This is a genomic window from Paenibacillus sp. FSL R7-0333 (assembly GCF_038000365.1).
GTDB lineage: Bacteria > Bacillota > Bacilli > Paenibacillales > Paenibacillaceae > Paenibacillus_AQ > Paenibacillus_AQ silagei.
Window position 1 is genome coordinate 5,593,625 of sequence record NZ_JBBOBZ010000001.1, and the last position, 20,137, is coordinate 5,613,761.

Below are 20,137 nucleotides of genomic sequence, written 5' to 3' on the forward strand. Positions count from 1 at the left end.
CTAAAACAAAGGGGATATCCTTGATGATTATTCAGCCAAAAACACGCGGCTTTATCTGTACAACAGCTCACCCGGAGGGATGTGCCGGACAAATACAGGAACAGATCGATTATGTACGGTCCCAAAAGAAGCTTACCGGCCCGGTGAACGTGCTGGTCATCGGCGCTTCCACAGGCTATGGACTAGCTTCGCGGATTGCCGCTGCCTTTGGCGCAGGCGCGAACACCATCGGCGTCTTCTTTGACAAGGCTGCTGAAGGCACCCGCACCGCTTCCGCAGGCTGGTACAATTCTGCTGCCTTTGAACGGGAAGCGGCCAAGCAGGGGCTGAAATCCTTCAGCATCGTCGGCGATGCCTTCTCGAATGAAATCAAGACCAAAACAATCGAGCTGATCAAGGCCGAATTCGGCACCGTTGATCTGGTCGTGTACAGCGTGGCCTCCCCGCGCCGCACCCATCCGGTAACCGGAGAGGTATTCTCCTCGGTGATTAAGCCGGTAGGCCAAGCCTACTCGAACAAGACGATGAACTTCCACACCGGAGAGGTCTCTACCGTTACCATTGAACCGGCTACAGAGGATGAAGTCCGCCAGACCATCGCCGTGATGGGGGGGGAAGACTGGGGCATGTGGATCAGCCAGATGCAGGAGGCCGGTGTGCTTGCAGTCGGAGCAACTACCGTAGCGTACTCTTATATCGGACCCAAGATTACACATCCTATCTACAAGGATGGAACCATCGGCCAGGCGAAGAATCATTTGGAGCAGACCGCCATTGCCTTGAACGAGCAGCTCTCCGCCACCGGCGGCCGGGCCTTCGTATCCGTGAATAAGGCACTGGTTACCCAGTCCAGCTCGGCGATCCCGGTGGTGCCACTGTATATCTCCGCCCTGTACAGAGTCATGAAGGAGAAGGAGCTGCACGAGAACTGCATCCAGCAGATGTACCGTCTGTTCGCAGACCATCTGTATAACGGCGGAGAAGCTGCTGCAGACGGCAGCCACCTGATCCGTATTGACGACTGGGAGATGCGCGAGGATGTGCAGATCGAGGTCATGAGACGCTGGAATGAGCTGGAGACGGATAATGTGCCTGAGCTGGCGGATCTGGCAGGCTATCAGGACGACTTCTTCCATCTGTTCGGCTTCCGTACCGAAGGCGTAGACTATGAAGCTGAGACAGACCCTGCCGTAGAGATTCCTAATATGGTATAAAAGCTTGACGTTTGCTGTACGCAGCGCAAGGAAGCCGTTCCCTCCCGGGAGCGGCTTCCTTTGCGTTCTATCCAGCCTGTGGGCGGCCTGCGCCACGAAGGGTCACAGCCACGCCGGCCTATTCGTCCCGGAGCCGCTTCTGGTACAGCACCACAGACACAAGGGCCAGCACGGCTGTCCACGCTGCAATAATTAGAAGAGGCGGCCACACCTCTCCCGCCGAATAACCGGCTGGGCTCAGGTTCAGCAAGTGCACCAGCTGGCTGCTTGGCATGTAATCCAGCACCCCGAACACCGGATAATTCTTCGCCAGTACGGCACCCCAAGGTGCGCCCATGAAGATGAAGGCTACCGGGATGATCGATAAGGACGCATCCAGTAAGGTTTTGGAATAGAGACCGCAGATCGTCCCGGCTGCCGTGTAGAGAACAATGGAAAGCACGATCGCGGCTACGAATACCCCTATATTTGCAGGCTCATAGCCAAACAATAGTGTAGAAATGGCGAGAACCACCGTCGACATGACAAAGACCAGACTGCTTTTACCCATCAGCACATCCATTGTTGTAGCCGGTGTCAGCATGAGTGTACGCAGCGTGTTGCGCTCCTTCTCTTCCGCAATCAGGCAAGCTTGGGCGAAGCAGGTCAGTAGAACAAACGAGCTGTTGAACAGAAATCCGGCGGCTCCCGGCAAGGATGCACCTGCGCTTTTGAACAGCACCGCAAACAGAATCGGAAACAGCAGCATAATGGACAGCGCATAATTGCGCGAGAATTCCTTATAATCCTTCACAAAGATCGCGCTGGCCCGCTTATAGGAGATGTTCATAGCAGCTCACTTCCCGTCATTTTGATAAAAATATCACCCAGGCTAGGTTCCTTCGTCTCTACCCGTTCAATGAGTCCGCGCTTCATCCAATCCGCGATCCGGTCCGCCGTGACCCCATCCACCGGAAGCTCATAAGCCTCTCCGCTGGTAAGCTCCACCCGGATCAGGTTCTCGCGGTGCTGCCGCTTCAGCTCCCTTGGTGAGCCGATGGTCTGGATGCGTCCCTGATAGAGAATCGCCACACGGTTACAGAGCAGCTCCGCCTCCGCCATATCATGCGTCGTGATGAAGATGGTCGTGCCCTTCTCATTCAGATAACGTAAACCTTTATAGATATGCGCTGAATTCACCGGGTCCAGTGCCGAGGTCGGCTCATCCAGGAACAACAGCTCCGGCTCATGGATAATGGCGCAGGCCAGCATCACCCGCTGACGCATCCCTTTGGACAGCGTATTTGTTTTCTTCTTGCGCTCACTGCTTAAATTAACGAACTGCAGCACCTGCTCCACCGCAGAGCGGGGAAGATCGTACAGCTTCCGGTACAGCTCCAGATTCTCCTCGATGGACAACCGCTCATACAGGCCGCTGTTATCGGTCAGAATGCCAAAACGCATCTTCTGGGCCGACTGCTGCATCGCCTCCGCCGGCTGATCGAATACTTTGGCCACTCCGCCTGTCGGCTTCAGCTGTGCAGTCAGAATCTTAATCAAGGTGGTTTTGCCTGCACCACTCGGACCGAGGAACCCGAAAATCTCCCCTTTTGGAATACTGAAGGACACCTCTGTCAGCGCATCTCTCGCCCCGAAGGTCTTGCGGACCTGTTCTACCTGAATAACCGCCATCTCACCACATCCTTATGTTGTTGATGACTTAACGTTATCCAGAATTCAGCCTTTCAGCCACCAAAACCGGGTGAATGGTACCCATTCCGGCCTGAACGGTACCTTTTACAGCTTAAGCAGCGCCTTAAGTTCCTGCAATTTGGAGCGGGATAACGGAACCACGGCCTCCTTGCCGGTGTTCAGCCGCAGACTGTAGCTGTTCTTCGTCCAGGTAATGATCTCACGTACCTTTTGCAGATTGACGATGTAGGACCGGTGGCACCTGAAGAAGCCGAAATTCAGCAGCCGCGCTTCAAGCTGGGTCAAGGTCAGGGCACAGTCATAATGCTCACCGCCGACATGCACCAGGATAGAGCCTTCTACACTTTCAATAAAATCAATCTCGGGCGGATCAAATAAAATCACCTTATCCTCCCGTTTGGTCGAGACCTTCTGCAAGGTGATGTTGGCCTCATCCTGCTTCACTGCCTCCTGCTTCTCCTCTTCCGAATCACGGATATCCAGCTGATGAAGCCCGGACCCGCTCAGCCGGTAGATGACATCACAGGAGATCAGTGCATCCTCCAGATTCGAGGTCAGAATGAGTATCCTTTTCTGCTGCGACAGGTCATCCAGTATCCGCTTCAGCTGGCGGCGGTCCTGCTCCTCCAGGTAGAAATACGGCTCCTCCAATACGAGCGTGGACTGATGGGCGAAAAAGGCCCGCAGCAGGGTCACATACACCCTTTTCGAAGAGCTGAGCTGCATCAATCTGACCTTACGTTCCTCCTTAAGCGCAAAATAATCAGTCAACACAGCCGCCCGCTCCTCCCGCCCCGACATTCGGATCAGAAACGAGATTAGCTCCTCTACCGTCAACCGCATATATTCGTTCTGCCCGGCCCACGACAAATAATTGCCGGATTCCCGGGACAATTGCTCCATTAATAACTGCTTGCGCCTCAAATCTGTGATAATACCAACCGAAGGGCTCGCAGACAGATCAAACTCAAGCTTCGGCATAATTAATTCTCCGTCTTCATATATAGGTTGAAATTGCATATCTTCCTCCCGCTCCAGACTCTCTAGGATATATAATGCAATTATAGAGTTATGCTATGTATTTGTCAGGTACGGCCACTATCAATGCTCAGGAAGGCGGATTTCTGCGATGGGACTGCATGCTCAAGGTTTTATCATCTCTTTACTCGTATTACTGCCGAATCTAATATTCATATTCTTCCCGCCCCGGAGTGTTCCCGGCTCCCTGGACTCCGTCCCGCTGATCTTTACGCTCCTGGAGCGGGCAGGTCAGATCACCTGCTTCATGATGCCCATTCTTTTAGGCCGAATGATTGCTGCTCAGCCCCTGGGAGTATCTGCTGTACTGATGGCCCTCTGCATGCTGGTTTACTACGGCTGCTGGGTGCGCTATTACCGGAGCGGGAGAGCTTTTACGGTGCTGTTCAAGCCCTGGCTGGGCATCCCCGTTCCGATGGCCGTCTTCCCGGCCCTCTACTTCCTGCTGCTTGGCGTATGGCTCCAGTCCTGGTTATTCGTTGTTCCGGCCTGTCTGTTCACCGCCGGTCATTTAGTCAACAGCTGGAGCGTCTATGGGCAGGTCCGTTCATAGCAGATCCGCAATATAACTATAGTTTTGTGCAACAAACCTACAGCTTGATCGGCTTATAATATGGTTAAGCACACTATAGCGATATGATGGAGGTTATGGCGGGTATGATGAACTGGGAGCAGGCGATTGAGCAGACGCTTACGACTACGCGGCTTAATGTGAAGCGATTTGGGAAGAGTTTTCCGATTGTAAGTATGGAGGACGGCAAATATCATCTGACCGACCACACCAACTGGACGGAGGGCTTCTGGCCCGGCATTCTATGGCTAAGCTATGAATACAGCCGGGACCCGGAGATTCATGCCGCCGCCATCCAGGCGACAGATTCCTTCAGAGGGCGCATGCTGGACGGGCAGGCGCTGGATCACCACGATATCGGCTTCCTGTACTCGCTCTCGGCCAAGGCCCGCTGGATTGCAGACAAGGATGAAGCCTCGCGTCTGCTCGCCTTGCAGGCAGCGGACCAGCTGATGAAGCGCTGGCGTCCCGGTCCGCAGCTGTTTCAGGCTTGGGGACCCGAGGGCGATGCAGACAACGGCGGACGGATCATCATCGACTGCCTGATGAATCTTCCGCTCCTCTGCTGGGCCAGCGAACAGACCGGCGATCCGGTCTATGCCAGGGCTGCCCGTATCCACGCCGAGACAAGCCGCCGTTTCCTGGTGAGGGGCGACGACTCTTCTTACCATACCTTTTACTTCGACCAGCAGACGGGGGATGCCCTTCGCGGGGGAACGGCGCAGGGGTATCAGGACGGCTCCACCTGGACGCGGGGACAGGCCTGGGGCGTCTACGGCTTCGCTCTCGCCTACCGCAGCTTCCAGGATCCGCATTATCTTGAAACCTCCAAAAGAATGGCCCGCTACTTCGTGGAGCATCTCCCCGCCGACCATGTGGCCTATTGGGATTTCGATGTCCCGCAGGAGGAAGGCACCCCGCGCGACAGCTCCGCTTCCGCTATCACAGCATGCGGACTCTTGGAGCTGCTGGAGCATCTGCCGGAGAATGATCCGGACCGGGACTATTTCAGGCACGCCGTGAACAAATCCATGGCCTCGCTGATCAATCACTACTTCACCGCAGGCCACCCATTAGAAGAGGGATTCCTGCGGCACGGCTCCTATTCCGTCAGAGGCAACGCCTCCCCGGATGACTTCATGATCTGGGGCGATTACTTTTTCCTGGAGGCGCTGCTGCGTCTTGCGCGGGGGGTTCCTGGGTATTGGTATGAGCGGGGGAGCAGAGTAAAGTGATATACTAACTAGATTTTAAGGGACGAATTAAGAACAAAATCACCCTGCGGCATCCCCATTGTGATCGGTTTTTCGACCACATTCGGCCCACACGCCTCTGCCGTACCGAATGTAGTCGGTTTTTCGACCACATCCGGCCCACACGCCTCTGCCGCACCGAATGTAGTCGGTTTTTCGACCACATCCGGCCCACACGCCTCTGCCGCACCGAATGTGATCGGTTTTTCGACCCTATCCGGCTGTTCGGTGAAATCAGCGAAGTCATTCCTATTACTGATCCAGAATATAGTCATCCTGCCGATGCTCCAAGACACTTACCCCCAACTTTATGCACAACTTTCCATATCGGACGCAAATCACAATTTCCTCTAGAGTAAAGGGCTGGAGTAACCCAGCCCCTCCTCATCAAACCGTACGTGAGGTTTTCCCTCATACGGCTTTCCGATGTTTGTCATTCATGGGCATGCAGATTACAATAGCGTTTTTAGTCCGCACTTATTGGCCATATACTTGACCTCCGGGAATGAACTCATCCATCTCCTCCGATTTCTCTTCTTTGCATACCACCGGGTGAATCGCTGCAGAATATACCAATCCAGCTTCGCTAACCTCTTTTGGCTATACTTCGTGTAATAATAATTTCTCCATCCCTGTATCTTGGGATTGAGCCATTCCACGTGTTCCTCAAACGATTTCCATCGCATGCCGGGTGGTGCTAATCGGTCTTTGACCACGCCCCGGATACGTTCCTCTGCCTTCTTCGTTAGCCACTGCTGTGTGGTATAGTACACCTTCCCTTGAGAGGTTTCTGCTTTCGTTTTTCGGTGGTGCATTCCTAAGAAGTCGAAGCCTTCGTCTCCTGTCCACAGACCTACAATGCGGGTTTTGGTCGGATGTAGCGTGAGTTCCAGACGTTCCATAATGTTGCGGATGAGTTCATACGCATGTTCCGCATCCTTTTTGGTTTTACAGACCACAACGAAGTCGTCTGCATACCTCGTCAGTTCTCCCAGCCCACTTCCGTGTTTCTCCCATAACCGGTCAAAGTAGTTCAAATAGATATTCGCCAGCAGTGGCGAAATCACGCCACCTTGGGGTGTCCCTAAATCGGAGCGCCGTACGTTTCCTTCTTCCATCACTCCCGCATGTAGCCACTTCCGTATCAGCTTCAAGATCCGCCTGTCATTGATACGCATTTGTATTAACTTCATGAGCTTCTCCTGATTGATATTGTCGAAGTAGCCTTGGATATCGATGTCGACTATCCAATTTCCTTTGCGGTTGCAGGCTTTACGAATTCGCTCCAACGCTCCTTTCGCACTTCGTTTCGGACGAAATCCGAAGGAGACTTCTTTAAAATCGGCTTCAAAGATGGGTTCAATCACCAGTTTCGTTGCCATCTGTAGGACTCGGTCACGCACGGTAGGGATGCCTAGCGGTCTTGGCTTCCCGTCTTTCTTTGGGATATAGTGCCGACGTACGGGCTGCGGATGGTAGCTGCCTTCTTTCAGTTCTCGCTCGCATTCCTTGAGGAATCTTGTTTCTCCTTGTTCTTCAATATCTGCGAGCGTTACGGCATCTACTCCCGCAGCTCCCTTATTCGCTTTCACCCGTTTCCAGGCTTCGCATAGCACATCCCACCGGTAGACTTTGTCGTACAAGGCGTGGAATTTACGCTTGTTGTTCTCCTTGGCCGCATGACCTAGCTTTTCTTGGAGTTCTTGAACTTTTTCCTTGGGTGTCGTTAGCCGTTTGGCATTCACTCACTCGTACCTCCTCCAAAAGCGTAAACAAAGCAGGGCTCCTTCCCTCCCTAAGGTTATGTTGTCCTTAGGTTCTTCGGTACTATAAGCCCCTCGGACTCCCTTCCCACAGACGGTTCACTTCGTCTTCTGGACTTATAGAGCGTCTCTTTACGGGTTCCTTTAAAAAAAATTCTTTTTTTTTTCTCCTCCCGTGTGGGGGAGGGTCTCCCCAGTTCACTGCATTATCTTTCAATCCATGCCGTTCCCTATACGCCGGAGGATTCTTCACTGCTGTTCCAAGTTCTGTACAGTTTCCTTGGCCTTCGTCTATTGATTCGAGACTCGGCATCCTCTCATCCCCTTCGCAGGGCCTTTTTGACGACGCGGCAAGATTCACTTCATGTTGCCGCCTGGATTGTTGCTCGCCCAGTCTCTGACCGGTACTTTTGTCGATGCGCTTTTACTCACAGATTTCGCCATGCGCAAGCATCCTAGCTACAAAGGTGGCTTGGTCCCTCCTTTGGTTGGACTTTCACCAACTAGATAATGCGTGCCTCTGGGCACGCAATCAAGAACAAAATCACCCTGCGGGTGAACGATGCTAATGCCTCTCTCACCGGCCGCTTTTGAGGAGCAGTAATGTTGTACTTTTGGCAGGATTTCTCTTCAAATTGAACCGTTCGCAAGCTCTGCGAATATCGCCAATTAAACGGAAATCAAATGAAAATCCAGAAAAATATTGTCTAGCGGACTCTTGTAGCGTATAGTATACTCCCATGTTGGAAGGGAGAGATTACTATGCTGAACAGGATTGAATCATTTCAAGGCTCCAGGCATTTCCGGCTGCAATATATTGCAGATAGCACCGTTGCAGCGGTTGCGGTTTCAGGCACAGGCTCACTCGCAAACGCGGCCATTATTGATCTGGGGGGACTCACTCTGGTGGTGGATACATTCGCTACGCTGGAGGCGGCTCAGGATTTGAAGGCTGCTGCTGAGCATCTCACAGGGAACCCTGTATCCTATGTAATCAATACACACTGGCACAGCGATCATACCACTGGCAATCAGGTGTTTGTGCCTGACGCTCAGCTGATTGCAACATCGGGCACTCATGAGACGATGAATTCATTCGCCAGAGACCGGGTAGCCCAGTACCAGAACAACAGAGAGAAGATGCTAGAGGCGATCGGAGAAGCTGAATTGCAATGCGAGCAGGAGACAGATACTAAGCTTCAGCAGGAAATGGCCTGGGAGAATGCAACGGACCGTGAATTTGTGAATATGCTTCCGCAGCTGGTGCATACGGTGCCGACGATAACTTTTGACCGGCAAATGACCATTCACGGCAGCAACCGCAGCGCCCAGCTCATTACATATGGCGGAGGGCATACGCAGAGCGATGCTGTTGTGTACCTTCCTGAAGATAAAGTGATCATCATCGGGGATCTGGTGCTCTCGAACCACCATCCGGTGCTGGCTAATGCCAACCCTCAGGAGTGGCTGCATATTTTGGAGCAGATTGAGCGGTTGGATGTGGAGAAGATTATACCGGGGCATGGTGAAGTATGCTCCCTGCAACAGCTTCATGAGGTGAAGGGATACATAAGCAGAATGATCGCCATCGTGACCGAAGCCGTTCAGAATCAGCAGAGTATTGAAGAGATCGAAATACCCGAAGAATACCGGGCTTGGTACTTCACAACCTATTTCAAGACAAATTTGAATAAGCTGTATGACCTGATTACTGCATCAGGGGAGTAACAGAGAGTATTCGATGTACATCTTATAACCAGACGAGGCAAGAAAAGAAGAGCATGTCCCTTCTTTTCTTGCTTTTCTCTATGCAGGCTGTGCCTTCCTAAGTACAAAACATAGCGTGTCTGCTCCCCCCGTATACGGACTCCCGCAACTATCATCGTAAACACTGTCCAGTTGAAATCCCCAAGGCAACCCTTCATCCGCAAGGGTCTCCTGTGTAAACACCGTGTTCCAGATCAACACTTAAAATAAAAGTTACTGTTTTTCGTATTTTGAACAAAATAGAATAAGAAATTGACTAATGGAAACAATAATGCATATATTAGAGGTATGATTTTGCGAAAATACTGTAAAATGAGGTGATTTAATGATTCTGGAATTTAGGGCGAAAAACTTTAAATCCTTTCAGGACGAGTTAGTTTTTTCAATGGTGCCAGCACCTAAACAAAAAGGTTTGGATTACAGTATTCTGAAGGAAAAGATCGGAGTAAAAAGTTACACCGGATTAAGTTCCGCCGTTATATATGGTCCGAATGCATCAGGAAAAACTAACATTATTGGTGCAATGGATACTTTGAAACATATCGTATTGAGAGGACATATCCGAAACGTTGATGCCAAATCTAAAGCTAATCCTGCCGCAAACCAGCTGGAATTGATACCAAACAAAAGGGATATGGATAGTACTCCCGTTGACTTTTCGATTAAATTTATCGATAGCGGCTATTTATTTGAGTATAAATTATCACTTGATCTTGGTGGTTTTTTGCAGGATGAATACAAACGCAGCATCGTATCAGAGATACTTTATGTTAACGAAAAACTAGTATTTTCTCGCGGTAAAGATTTAGAGAATCTTGAGATAAAGGTTATTAAGAAATATTCATCTATAATTAATAATGAAGAAGCCAATGTCGCCAGAAAACTTGCCCAAAACAATTTGAACAGTGAAGAGTTGTTTTTAATGAACGGCTTCAAGACAATGTTCAGTTCCAAACTGGTAGGCATCATCAATAATTGGTTTGAAGATAAGTTCTTAGTCTTTTGCAGAGCGGATGCACTACAAGTTCTGCCTTCTTTTTCAAAAAAAGATACTATCCTTATTGATAAGACAGTAAATGATGCAGCAGTTCTTTTTGGGGTAAACTCAAATGCACTGGGTTACCTTGCGCCTAATGAAGATGATGAGCCTAAGCTGTTTTCCATTTTCAACGAAAAGACTGTCATGCATGCTGAGATGTTTGAATCATATGGTACAGTACGATTCGTCAATATGTTCCCAATTGTTTTAAGAGCGCTGCTTACTGGGGGTACCTTAGTAATTGATGAATTTGATGCTTCAATTCACCCAATGGCTCTAATGAATATCATTAGCATTTTCCATAGTGATGATTATAACAAACACAAAGCACAACTAATTTTCAACACGCATAATCCAATTTTTCTTAATTCTAACCTATTTAGAAGAGATGAGATTAAGTTTGTGGAGCGGGACGAAGAGACGTCTCGTAGTAATCACTACTCCCTATCAGACTTTGGAACTAGCGGAGAAAAAGGAGTTAGAAACGGTAGCGATTACATGGCTAATTACTTTGTAAATCAATATGGAGCAATTAAGAATATCGATTTCACTCCTGTAATTGAAAAATTGCTTGACAGGGGAGTAGAATAGCTAATGTCTATTAAAAAGAAAAATAATACCTATTGGTTCACAGTAGAGGGTGAAACAGAGCAATTGTATTTGGATCGCCTTAAACAATTAATAAATACAACAGATGCAGCTACACATACTGTCACCATTGAACGAAAGGTAGAACAAAGACCCACAAAGTATGCTAAGACTATCACTGTAATAGGTAAAACTAAAAGGGAAATTACCCATTGGTTCGATTATGAGAGTAGTGAACCGGAGCATGTTACAAAGTTTAAGAATATATTGAGTGAAATTAAGGAAAGTAACAAGTTAGGAAATATGCTTAAATATCATCCGGGCTATAGTAATTTGACGTTTGAGTTATGGATGATCTTACATAAAACTGACTGCAATTTCCTCACACATCGCGATCATCACCTCCGACATATAAATAGGGCTTTTGAAGAAGAGTTTACAGAGCTTGATACCTACAAACAACGATCCAATTTCCAAAGAATACTTGGTAAAATTTCTCTGGATGATGTAAAGGCAGCAATTAGCAGAGCCAAGAATATCATGCAGCGTAATGAAGAAAATGGACTTAGATTATTAGAACACAAAGGTTTTAAATATTATTCAGACAACCCTTCCCTTACCATACATGAATCGGTAGAGAGAATTTTGAAGGAATGTGGACTTATATAACACTTTTTGATAAAGGCGACCTGCTCAGGTCGCCTTTATGCTTATAAACCTCACTGTTAATAGTTCGATTAGGCGTTATCATTAGCTCCCTGATAAAATAAACATTCCTGGTGGTTGTGTTCCCTTACACCCTCACCCGTGTTATATATGTACTTAACTGAACAAGACAAGGAGAGCCGTGAAGATGTCCAGAATCATGATTGTGGAAGATGATCCGAAGATTGCAGATCTGCTGCACTCGGCTATTGAAAAATACGGGTATGAGGCCGTAAGGGTCAGGGACTTTCGCCTGGTGTTGCAGGAATTCGAGGAGATGAGACCGGAGCTGGTTCTGCTGGATGTGAATCTGCCCAGCTATGACGGGTATTACTGGTGCCGGCAGATCCGAAAGATCTCAACTTGTCCTGTGCTGTTCATCTCGGCGCGCGATGGTGAGATGGACCAGATCATGGCGCTTGAGAACGGAGGGGATGATTATATCACCAAGCCGTTCCATTCCGGAATTGTGCTCGCCAAGATCCACAGCCATCTCCGCCGGGCCTACGGGGAATATGCGGCTAAGCGCGAGGAGCTGGTGCTCGAGAAGGAAGGGCTGATGCTGTATCCTGAAAGGCTTGAACTGCAGTACGGGCAGGCGGTCGTGCCCCTTACCCGCAAGGAATCGGATCTCATCGAGAGTCTGATGGAGCGTTACCCGAGGGTTGCCAGCCGGGAAGCGCTGCTGGAGAAGCTATGGGACCCGCAGGCTTTTGTGGATGAGAATACGCTGAATGTGAATATTGCACGGGTGCGAAAGAAATTCCAGGAGCTGGGGATGGAGGATGCCGTGCTTACCGTCAGGGGTTCGGGATACCGGCTGAACAACAGCTGGTCAGAGGTGGAGTCATGAGGCTGTTTCTCCGTGAGCATGCGTTGTTATTGGCTGTGCAGATCGTGCAATTCGGCGCTATGCTGTCCATTTACTGGCTGGACGGCTACCGCGATCTGCCGACCGCGCTCTATGCGGTCTTCATAGGCTTCTTCTTCCTCAGCTGCTACTTAATCTACCAATATATCAGCAGGCGCCGTTATTATCTTCGCCTCAGCAGACCTCTAGAGACACTGGACGAATCCTTTCAGAAGCTGGAGAACCACCCTGTATCCACAGCGCTGGAGCAGCTGCTGCACACCCAGTACGGATACTATCAGCAGCAGCTGACGGCGGTGAAGCAACAGCAGGAGCAGCATCTGACTTTCATAGACCAATGGGTCCATCAGATGAAGACGCCTTTGTCAGTCATAGAGCTGACCGTGCAGAATATGGACGAGCCGGAGTTTGCCAGCATCCGCGAGGAGCTGGAGCGTATGCGCAGCGGACTGCATACCGTGCTGTATATGGCCAGGCTGCGGGCTTTTGAGAAGGATTTCCACATCAAGCCTGTCGTCCTGCCGAAGCTGGTGAACGAGGTTGTCCATGATCACAGACGCCTGTTCATCCGCAGCCATATCTACCCCGAGGTCCACGCCTCTGCTCCGGACATTACCGCCCAGACGGATGAGAAATGGCTGTTCTTCATGCTGTCGCAGATTATGAACAATGCCATCAAATATTCAGCGGCGGCTAACACGGAGAACGGCCGGACAATCACTGTAGCCTGCTATCTCAGAGGAACGGATGCGGTCATTGAGGTCAAGGACCGGGGAATCGGGATTCAGGCGTCTGATCTCAAAAGGGTATTTGACCCTTTCTTCACCGGTGACAACGGGCGCGGACTGCGAGAGTCTACAGGAATGGGGCTGTATCTGACGAAGGAGTCCGCAGACCGTCTCGGACACCGGCTTGAGCTGGAATCGGCGGCCTGCGAGGGAACGGTGGTGCGGATTATTTTGACGGCGAATCCTTAGCTTAGCTTACAGGCATGTAATAAAAGTGAAATCTAAATCGATGGCTGAGCTGCTGCCGTCTCCGGTATATTGGTTACAGAACAAGTGTGTTGCACACATAGAAGGGGAGTACAGCCATATGCTGGAGGTAAAAAAGGTCAGTAAAATCTATGAAGGAAACGTGGCCTACCGGGCATTGACCGACATTGATTTAACCATTGCAGCCGGAGAATTCGTGGGGATAATGGGACCCTCGGGCAGCGGAAAAACCACTCTGCTGAATCTGATTGCCACAGTGGACGTTCCGACTACCGGAAGCATTAGGATTGATAACAAGGACACGGGCAAGCTGGACAAAAATGAGCTGGCGGTCTTCCGCCGCCGGGAGCTGGGGTTTGTGTTTCAGGATTTCAACCTGCTGAACACCCTGACTGTGGAGGAGAATATCGTGCTTCCGCTGACACTGGATGGAACCCGGGTCAGTGAAATGAAGCATAAGGCCCGGGAGATTGCCGGTAAGCTGGGGATCAGCGCCATTATGAAAAAACGCACCTATGAGATCTCCGGCGGACAGGCCCAGCGGACAGCAATTGCCAGAGCCATGATTCATTCGCCGAAGCTGCTGCTGGCGGATGAACCTACCGGCAATCTCGATTCCAAAGCCGCCAGGGATGTGATGGATCTGCTGGAAACGCTCAACCGTGAGCAGTCCGCGACGATGATGCTTGTTACCCATGATGCTGTAGCCGCCAGCTATTGTCACCGGGTCGTCTTCATTAAGGATGGCAGATTCTATACGGAGATTCACTGCGGGGATAACCGCCAGAGCTTTTTCCAGAAAATCATCGACACACTTTCGCTGTTAGGGGGATATAGCCATGACATTCCGCCAGTTCGCATTCCGTAATGTCACCCGGAACATGAGGCTATACACCGCCTATTTTCTCAGCAGCATGTTTACCGTGATGGTCTTCTTTACCTTTTCCATCTTTGCCTACCATCCGGTGCTGAGCGGGGACAATATTCAATCCAGTGCGGCTCTTGCGCTCTCGGTCTCCAAATGGGTGATCTATGTGTTCTCCTTCTTCTTCGTGCTCTATTCCATGAGTGCATTTCTGCAATCGCGGAAACGGGAATTCGGGCTGATGATGATGCATGGCATGACGGTCCGGCAGCTCCGGCGAATGATCTTTCTGGAGAATATGATCGTCGGGTCAGGCGCCACGTTCAGCGGCATCGGACTCGGCGTTATTTTTGCCAAGGGGATTCTGCTTGCCGGGGAGAATGTGCTTGCGCTGAACGAGCCGCTGCAATTCTATTTCCCCTTCAAGGCGATAGTACTGACGCTGATCTCCTTCCTGCTGCTGTTCGTCCTGATCTCCCTGTTCATCTCTACGGTGCTGCGCAGCGGCAAGCTGATTACGCTCATCCATTCAAACCGTCAGCCCAAGCCGGAGCCGAAGGCCTCGCTTCTGCTGTCGTTGCTGGTGGTAACACTGCTGGGAATCAGCTACTTCCTGTCTCTTCGGGCGAGCGGTCTGAGTGTGGTGCTGCTGCTCGCGCCGGTGGTCATTATGGTGTCAATCGGAACCTATCTTCTGTTCACACAGCTCAGTGTGTACCTGATCCGTAAGCTGAAGGCGCGTGAGCAGCTATTCTGGCGCAGAACCAATATGCTGCTGCTCTCTGATCTGGCCTACCGGATGAAGGACAACGCGCGTTCCTTTTTCCTGGTCGCGATCATCTCTACTGTGTCCTTCAGCGCGATAGGAGCTTTATACGGCTTCCAGTCGATGATCAACGGAGCGCTGACGCAGAAGAATCCCTATCTGTTCACCTATCAGTCCTTGGATGGAGACAGCAAGGCACAGGCCCATATACAGCTGATTGACGAGAGCCTTGGCAGAGCCGGGATTGCCGCCGAGAAAACAGGTCTGGAGCTTAACTACTATAAGGCTATGGAGGGCCGGACAATGGTTCTGGTGAAGCAATCCGAATATAACCATGTAGCCGAGATGCTGGGGCTAAATCCCATCCGGCTTACCGCAGGGAAAGCAGCCGTTGTAGATTTCGGCCTGTCCCGCGAGGGAGAAGAAATGCTCAACCAGCCAGTCGAGCTGCAGTCAGGAATCGCCATTGAGGCGGACCAGGCTATCGTATCTTGGGCCATACGGGGAGTCAGCGGTTATTACGTCGTCCCCGATGAATGGATCGGCAAGCTTGGACAGCCGCTCAAAGTGAGCCGGTATTATGCATGGCACGGAGCGATTGGACAGCCGGGTGCAGAGAAGGCAGGCGCAAAGCTGACGAATGAGCTTCCCTATGATGAGCAGTATACTTTCTATGCACTCGAGTATTTAACCTCCAAGACGAATGACGGCTTTGGCCCCGTGATGTTCATCGGTTTTTTTGTCGGGATCGTATTTTTTGTCTCTGCCGGCAGCTTCCTCTATTTCCGGCTGTACAGCGATCTGGATGAGGACAAACAGAAGTTCAGGGCCATCTCCAAGCTGGGGCTGAGTGACAAAGAGCTTCGCCGGATATTGAACCGCCAGCTCAGCCTGCTCTTCTTCGCGCCGATCGTGGTCGCCCTTATCCATGGAGCCGTTGCCCTTACAGCGTTGTCGCATATGTTCCAGTACTCCATATTCAGGGAGTCCCTGCTTGTGCTGGGCCTGTTCTTCGTCATTCAGGTAATCTACTTCTTCATTGTCCGCCTGTTCTACACGAGGCAGATCCGGTCGGCGTTGGCCGGATAGACGGCCGCGCAAGCCAAAGAAGCCGCCCCGTAAGGGAGCGGCTTCTTGCCATATCCATGGTCTATTCCAGCTGGACCCGTGGTCTATTCTAACTGCACCCGTTCGGATTCTGCGCAAGCAGCGCCCGCCCTCCGTTACGGCAGAACCGAGAAGGTGATATCGTCGAACAGCATATAAGCGAAGCCGCTGGTATAGAAGCCGACCTTGCCGGACGGGCGGTGGTTCGGATCGCTGCCGGAGAGCCTTGGCGAACCATTCACAGATACGGCGATATCTCCGCCTCTCACCGTTACCTTCACATCATATTCCGTATCCGGCAGCAGGTCATGCCCCGGCAGTACACTCTCGGTAAGCTTCTGCCACGCTATATCATACAGGATCCAGGAGGAAGATCCGTCTGCCCGGTTCCGGTAGCCGATCCGGGTGGAGCCGGAGCTGTCCTGGCGGTCGAAGATGTACAGGATGCCGTTATCTGGCATCACGGACGGCGTCTTCAGCTTGAACTCCAGCTGATAATCCGTGAAGCTGCGGTCCAGCAGGCCTGACGCGCCGTTCAGCAGCTTATAGCGGCGGTTGCCATCCGGATCAGCGGCGATGCTGCGGTTAGGGTCCACCGGCCAGCCGTTGCCCCCGTTCTCGAAGTCCGTCTCATGCATAATATTAGAGACGGTGACGGTAATATCCGCCTTGATGAGCGGATTCACCGTAGACACCGCCGAGATGACCGTCTGCCCCTCGTATACGGCATGCACAACGCCCGTATTGTCCACCGTAGCGACCGCCGGGTTGGCCGACTGCCAAGTCACGCCTGTGTCCGGCGTATCTGCAGGATCAAAGGCCACCTGCAACGGCCGCTGCTCCCCTGCGGCCAGACGCACCGCGCTCTCCGCCGGAATAATCCCGGCCAGCGTAGTCGTCAGAGCCTTGAACTGAATGTCATCGAAGTGCATCTGGCTGACATTGCTGACGTAGAAGCCGACTTTGCCCTCTGCATTGTGTCCCGGATCATTGCCCTTCAAGCGGAAGGCTCCGTCCAGATAGACGCTGATATCGCCGCCCTTCACAAGCATTTTGACACTGTATTCCGTATCCGGCTGCAGGTCATGCCCCGGCAGCTTGACTTCCTTCAGCACCGTCCAGGCCGAATTGTACAGCAGCCACGCAGAGCTGCCGTCCGCCCGGGTCTTGTAGCCGACCCGGCTGGAGCCGCTCCCGGCCTGACGGTCGAAGATATACAGGGTCGCATTATTCCCCATCACCTCCGGCGTCTTCAGCCTGAAGCTCAGCTCATAGTCGGAGAAGGTCTTGGCACTGAGCGATGAGGCCCCGTTCAGCACCTTGTACCAGCGGTTCGTGCCAATCTTCTCAATGCTGCGGTTGGCATCCTGCTGCCAGCCGTTCGCACCGGATTCGAAATCCGTGAAATCCATCACGCCGTCGCCTGCCTCCACATGAACCGTGACCGTGGCGGTCAGCAGCGGATTCTCTGCCGAGGCTACCGTAATGACCGTGCTGCCGACCGACTGGCCGGTAACATTACCTGCGCCGTCCACTGCCGCGATGGCGGGATCAGCCGAAGTGAAGGTCAGGGCGGGATGATCCGCATTCCACGGAAGCACCGCCGTGCGCAGCTTCACCGTTTTCCAGCGGTCCACGGTTATTTCATTGTCATAGACGGCAACTCCCTGCACGGGATAGCTGTCCGGACTGGTTGTCGTGCCCGCCTTGCCGTCAACGCCGATATCGTTAAACGGAATGTCAGGGAAGCCGGGAATGGCACCAAAGACATCCGCATCCGGCCGCAGCGACAGATCGCCTCCCGCCAGGTCGGTGAAGCCGGGATCTGCGGCAGTCACCCAGTTATTCGCATACTGGACCAGTCCGAACTTGTCGTAGGCCCCGTACACATTGGTCGTTACGCTGCGCGGAACCGACGGGTTGTAGACGACATTCCCCTGGAACGTATTGGTGTCGGGATAATACCGGTTCTCCGTGAAGAAATCCGCCAGCTCGGGATACTTGGTCATATAAGGGGTGCCGGTGAAATTATTGTTCGCCGCGAACAGCGCCTGCCACTTCGGCATGTAGTTGAGCGGCACCTGATCATCCGGCTCGTCGCCCAGGAACATATCCGCATAATCATAAGGAATCTTGCTGTCGATGAAGATATTGTTGCGGGTCAGGATATGGGATCCGCCGTTATTTTTAATCGCCGAATTGCCCATCTTGTAGAAAATATTCTCGTCAATGGTCAGTCCCATCGTGAAGTTGTCAGGGTATACCCCTTCTACTCCGGCTTTACTCTCGCCGATGTTATGGAAATAATTGCGCCGGATGACCGTCCCCCGCTCATGGGGCTGCTCCCCCGCATTCATATAGATCGCGCCGAGATCCGAGAAGGTGGTGCATACGTCATAGATCTCGTTATACTCCACGGTATGGTCATTGCCGAAGATCAGCACGCCGGGATGGGGCGCATCATGCAGCTCATTGTTCGACATGCGGTTGCCGACGCCGGATAGCAGCACCCCGGGATTATAGGCTTTGTGGTAGTAGGCAAAATCGTGGATATGCGAGTTCTCCACCACATTGTTCCCGGGCGCAAGCGTTGTCTTGTTGCCTCCCGCCAGCGTGACGGCAGTGCCGCCGATATGATGGATATGGCTGCTGATAATGGCATGGTCCGTACCCGGCGCCCCTTCAAAATTGTTGTAGTAGAACCGGCTCTGCGTATTGACCAGCACCCCGCTGTTGGTGAAGTTACGGATCTCGCTGTTCAGGATACGCATATGACTGCCGCCCATGAATACGGCTGCCGAATCACGGCCGTTCTCCAGAATAAGCTCGGAGAAGTCGATGTACGAAGCATTCAGTGCGTTAATCATCGGACTCTTCAGCATTGTGACTTCAATATCGGGATTCGCGGCAGCGAACTCGGCGTTCGGCAGGAAATACAGCTTGCCGGCCGGGCGGTCGATATAATATTCGCCGGGCATATCGATTTCCTCCAGCAGATTCTGCGCGAAGTGGAAGTCAGGATACCAGTTCTTGAAGATGCCGCTCATCTCCCCGTAGCGGAGGGTGATGCTCTTAGCGGCCGTATCGATGGAAGCAATCTTATTGTACGACCACTCCCAGCTGTAGCCGAAAATCCCGTCCAGCCAGATATCGTCTGCCTGCGTCCAGTACTGGGGCCGGTCATACGTATAGGTGAAGGTGCCCCCGCGCGTATGCACTTCCCCGTTCGGGTCCTTCCGGGTCGGACCGGGATCCAGGATTTCATCCATCTGGACGGTGCTCTCATTGGGCCAGCGGGCCAGGGTCATGCCCTGCCCGGCCACATACAGCTCCATCGGCGGCACCTCGCTGAGATCATTGGCCAGATAATAGCCGTGGCGGCTGAGCTGGCCGTAATCGGTGATGCCCAGTGCTCCCAGATCTGCGGCCAGCACCTTCGTTCTCGCCTCCGGGCTGATGATCCGGCCGAGAATGGCCGGATCCGTGACCGGAACGAATGCCGATTTGGCCAGCTGGCGGGAGCCTGACAGCGTAACCGACTCCCCCGGATAGGCCGTGTACGTGACCGGTTTACCGGCTTCGCCCGAATCCTGCTCCCGCAGCTCGAAGCTGGACGTCCGTTCGTACCTGCCTTCACGCAGATACACCGTGACGCCGCCTTCCGGCAGTCCCTCCTCCGTTTTGAGCGTCCGGATCGTATCGCGTGCTTTCTCAAGCGTCAGAAACGGGGCATTCAGCGTCCCGGAATTGGAATCGCTTCCATTATTGGCCACATAAAATGCGGTCCCGGACAACACCTCCTCCGCATGTACAGGGGACGCAAACGGAGTAGAGGGATTGAGCGTGAACAGCAGACTGGCCGCAAGTGCCGCAAGCAAACGTTTTTTCACCAAGGCTCCTCTT

At 52.1% G+C, this 20,137-nt stretch carries 16 protein-coding genes; 10 read left to right on the forward strand and 6 right to left on the reverse strand.

What is annotated here, in order from left to right; genetic code table 11:
* Positions 1-23: 23 nt before the first annotated feature.
* Positions 24-1,214 carry an enoyl-ACP reductase FabV gene (gene fabV, locus MKY86_RS23595; RefSeq protein ID WP_076081686.1) on the forward strand — a complete coding sequence of 397 codons (1,191 nt, stop codon included), beginning with the start codon at positions 24-26 and terminating at the stop codon, positions 1,212-1,214.
* A 118-nt stretch (positions 1,215-1,332) separates the two neighbouring features.
* Here fabV and MKY86_RS23600 read toward each other — a convergent pair whose 3' ends face one another.
* From MKY86_RS23600 to MKY86_RS23610, 3 genes are all read right to left on the reverse strand, one after another.
* Positions 1,333-2,043, reverse strand: coding sequence for an ABC transporter permease (locus MKY86_RS23600; RefSeq protein WP_076081687.1), 711 nt, complete (start codon positions 2,041-2,043; stop codon positions 1,333-1,335).
* Entirely contained in the window at positions 2,040-2,885 is an 846-nt protein-coding gene (locus MKY86_RS23605) for an ABC transporter ATP-binding protein (RefSeq protein ID WP_076081688.1), read from the reverse strand. The genes MKY86_RS23600 and MKY86_RS23605 overlap by 4 nt, the downstream gene beginning before the upstream one ends.
* Before the next feature lie 105 nt (positions 2,886-2,990).
* On the reverse strand, positions 2,991-3,926 hold the full coding sequence (locus tag MKY86_RS23610; protein WP_083685461.1) for a LytTR family transcriptional regulator DNA-binding domain-containing protein: 936 nt from the start codon (positions 3,924-3,926) through the stop codon (positions 2,991-2,993).
* A gap of 109 nt (positions 3,927-4,035) precedes the next feature.
* On the opposite strand from MKY86_RS23610, the gene MKY86_RS23615 reads away from it, so the two are divergent.
* Positions 4,036-4,497 carry a hypothetical protein gene (locus tag MKY86_RS23615; protein WP_076081690.1) on the forward strand — a complete coding sequence of 154 codons (462 nt, stop codon included), beginning with the start codon at positions 4,036-4,038 and terminating at the stop codon, positions 4,495-4,497.
* A gap of 107 nt (positions 4,498-4,604) precedes the next feature.
* Positions 4,605-5,750 (forward strand): glycoside hydrolase family 88 protein, encoded by a 1,146-nt coding sequence (locus tag MKY86_RS23620; protein WP_445669939.1) that lies wholly within the window; start codon positions 4,605-4,607, stop codon positions 5,748-5,750.
* 8 nt (positions 5,751-5,758) lie between these two features.
* Here the strand turns inward: MKY86_RS23620 and MKY86_RS23625 are convergent, their stop codons facing one another.
* A complete protein-coding gene (locus MKY86_RS23625; protein ID WP_076081692.1) occupies positions 5,759-6,043 on the reverse strand; it encodes a hypothetical protein in 285 nt (94 codons plus the stop codon).
* Between the two features lie 177 nt (positions 6,044-6,220).
* The gene (gene ltrA, locus MKY86_RS23630; protein WP_340825768.1) at positions 6,221-7,513 is read right to left on the reverse strand and encodes a group II intron reverse transcriptase/maturase; all 1,293 of its coding nucleotides are present in this window, start codon (positions 7,511-7,513) and stop codon (positions 6,221-6,223) included.
* Between the two features lie 780 nt (positions 7,514-8,293).
* On the opposite strand from ltrA, the gene MKY86_RS23635 reads away from it, so the two are divergent.
* The 7 genes from MKY86_RS23635 (at position 8,294) to MKY86_RS23665 (ending at position 16,216) form a co-directional block, all read left to right on the forward strand.
* Positions 8,294-9,259 (forward strand): MBL fold metallo-hydrolase, encoded by a 966-nt coding sequence (locus MKY86_RS23635; RefSeq protein ID WP_076085981.1) that lies wholly within the window; start codon positions 8,294-8,296, stop codon positions 9,257-9,259.
* Positions 9,260-9,623: 364 nt separating this feature from the next.
* A complete protein-coding gene (locus MKY86_RS23640) occupies positions 9,624-10,928 on the forward strand; it encodes an AAA family ATPase (protein WP_076085984.1) in 1,305 nt (434 codons plus the stop codon).
* A 3-nt stretch (positions 10,929-10,931) separates the two neighbouring features.
* Entirely contained in the window at positions 10,932-11,594 is a 663-nt protein-coding gene (locus tag MKY86_RS23645) for an RloB domain-containing protein (RefSeq protein ID WP_076085987.1), read from the forward strand.
* Positions 11,595-11,778: 184 nt separating this feature from the next.
* The gene (locus MKY86_RS23650; RefSeq protein WP_076085990.1) at positions 11,779-12,483 is read left to right on the forward strand and encodes a response regulator transcription factor; all 705 of its coding nucleotides are present in this window, start codon (positions 11,779-11,781) and stop codon (positions 12,481-12,483) included.
* Entirely contained in the window at positions 12,480-13,478 is a 999-nt protein-coding gene (locus tag MKY86_RS23655; RefSeq protein WP_076086011.1) for a sensor histidine kinase, read from the forward strand. Before MKY86_RS23650 ends, MKY86_RS23655 begins: the two co-directional genes overlap by 4 nt.
* Before the next feature lie 118 nt (positions 13,479-13,596).
* On the forward strand, positions 13,597-14,364 hold the full coding sequence (locus tag MKY86_RS23660) for an ABC transporter ATP-binding protein (protein WP_036732423.1): 768 nt from the start codon (positions 13,597-13,599) through the stop codon (positions 14,362-14,364).
* Positions 14,336-16,216, forward strand: a complete 1,881-nt coding sequence (locus MKY86_RS23665) for an FtsX-like permease family protein (protein ID WP_076086014.1) — start codon at positions 14,336-14,338, stop codon at positions 16,214-16,216. The genes MKY86_RS23660 and MKY86_RS23665 overlap by 29 nt, the downstream gene beginning before the upstream one ends.
* A gap of 134 nt (positions 16,217-16,350) precedes the next feature.
* On the opposite strand, the gene MKY86_RS23670 is transcribed toward MKY86_RS23665, so the two are convergent.
* Complete coding sequence (locus MKY86_RS23670) at positions 16,351-20,124, reverse strand: Ig-like domain-containing protein (RefSeq protein WP_076086041.1); 3,774 nt, start codon at positions 20,122-20,124, stop codon at positions 16,351-16,353.
* Between the last annotated feature and the right edge of the window lie 13 nt (positions 20,125-20,137).